The organism is Phenylobacterium sp. (genome assembly GCF_030645195.1).
GTDB lineage: Bacteria > Pseudomonadota > Alphaproteobacteria > Caulobacterales > Caulobacteraceae > Phenylobacterium.
Genome location: NZ_JAUSLW010000090.1, coordinates 1 through 1824, shown reverse-complemented (window position 1 = coordinate 1824; position 1824 = coordinate 1). Strand labels below are relative to the sequence as shown.

Genomic DNA, 1824 nt, shown 5'->3' with positions numbered 1-1824 from the left:
TCTTCGCCCGACGCCGTCCAGTCGAGGTCCGAGAGGTGGACCATGCCGTCGATGTCGTTCTCCAGGCCGATGAACAGGCCGAACTCGGTGGCGTTCTTGACCTCGCCTTCCACGGTCGAACCGACCGGGTGCGCCGCGACGAACGCGTCCCAGGGGTTGTCCATGGCCTGCTTGAGGCCCAGCGAGACGCGACGCTTCGAGGGGTCGACGTCCAGCACGACAACCTCGACCTCTTGCGAGGTGGAGACGATCTTGCCCGGGTGGACGTTCTTCTTGGTCCAGGACATCTCGGAGACGTGGACCAGGCCCTCGACCCCGGCTTCCAGCTCCACGAAGGCGCCGTAGTCGGTGATGTTGGTGATCCGGCCGGTGAACTTCGCGCCCACCGGATACTTGGCTTCCACGCCGTCCCAGGGGTCGGACTGCAGCTGCTTCATGCCCAGGCTGATGCGCTGGGTGTCGGGGTTGATCTTGACGATCTGCACCTTGACGGTGTCGCCCACGGCCAGGACCTGGCTCGGATGGTTGACGCGCTTCCAGCTCATGTCGGTGACGTGCAGCAGGCCGTCGATGCCGCCCAGGTCCACGAACGCGCCGTAGTCGGTGATGTTCTTGACCACGCCTTCGCGGATCTCGCCCTCTTGCAGCTGGGAGACCAGCTCGGTGCGCTGTTCGGCGCGGGCTTCTTCCAGGATGGCGCGACGCGAGACGACGATATTGCCGCGCGGACGGTCCATCTTGAGGATGGCGAAGGGCTGTTCCTTGCCCATCAGCGGGCCGACGTCGCGCACGGGGCGGATGTCGACCTGGCTGCCGGGCAGGAAGGCCGAGGCGCCGCCGAGGTCGACGGTGAAGCCGCCCTTCACGCGGCCGACGATGGAGCCCATCACCGGTTCGTTCTTCTCGTAGACGCCTTCCAGACGGGTCCAGGCCTCCTCGCGGCGGGCCTTGTCGCGGCTGATGACCGCTTCGCCCATGGCGTTCTCGACGCGCTCGAGGAAGACCTCGACGGTGGAGCCCACCACGATGGGGGCGGGGTCATCGCCTTCCTGGTTGAATTCCTTCAGGGACACGCGCCCCTCGGTCTTCAGACCCACGTCGATGATCGCGAAATCCTTCTCGATCCCGACCACGATGCCCTTGACCACCACGCCTTCCATGAAGTCGCGGCCGCCCATGGATTCGTCCAGCAGGGCCGAGAAGTCGTCGCGGGAGGGGTTCAGGCTCATATCGTCAGCCATAATGTTCTTTCGTCTTTCAGATGACGCCGTCCGGAAAACGGATCTGGCCCGATCCGCATGAGCGGTCGGAGTCCCGGCGTCGGGTTAAGGGTTGCAAACCGAAGGCGTCGGGGGCGGACCCCAGCGCGGTGAAATTCGCCCGCAGCCATCGAGGGAAAGGAACGTTTGGATTGCCCGTCAGGAAGTTTCCCACCGGGCTCGCGCCGCCTCGACCGTGCGGCGGGCCGCATCGGTGGCCTGCTCTATAGTCATTTCGGTGGTGTCCAGCAAGACGGCGTCGGCGGCGGCCACCATGGGGCTGTCGGCCCGGCCGCCATCGCGTTCGTCGCGCCGGCGGATGTCCTCCAGGATATCGGCCAGGCCGACCTCCTCGCCCTGTCCCTTCAACTGCTTCCAGCGCCGCTGCGCGCGGACCTCCGGCGTGGCGGTGACATAGAGCTTGGCCGGCGCCTCCGGGCAGATGACCGTGCCCATGTCGCGCCCGTCCAGCACCGCCCCCTGCGGCGTGCGGGCGAAGGCCAGCTGCAGCTCGCGCAGGGCCAGGCGCACCGCCGAATGCACCGCCACCCGGCTGGCGCACTCG

The 1824-nt window shown here is 66.9% G+C and carries 2 protein-coding genes; both read right to left on the bottom strand.

Annotation, left to right across the window (positions count from 1 at the left end; translation table 11 throughout):
* Positions 1-1241: 30S ribosomal protein S1 (locus Q7T09_RS08190; RefSeq protein ID WP_304699103.1), on the bottom strand; the 1241-nt coding region annotated here is incomplete at its 3' end.
* 177 nt (positions 1242-1418) lie between these two features.
* Positions 1419-1824: d(CMP) kinase (locus Q7T09_RS08185; protein ID WP_304699102.1), on the bottom strand; the 406-nt coding region annotated here is incomplete at its 5' end.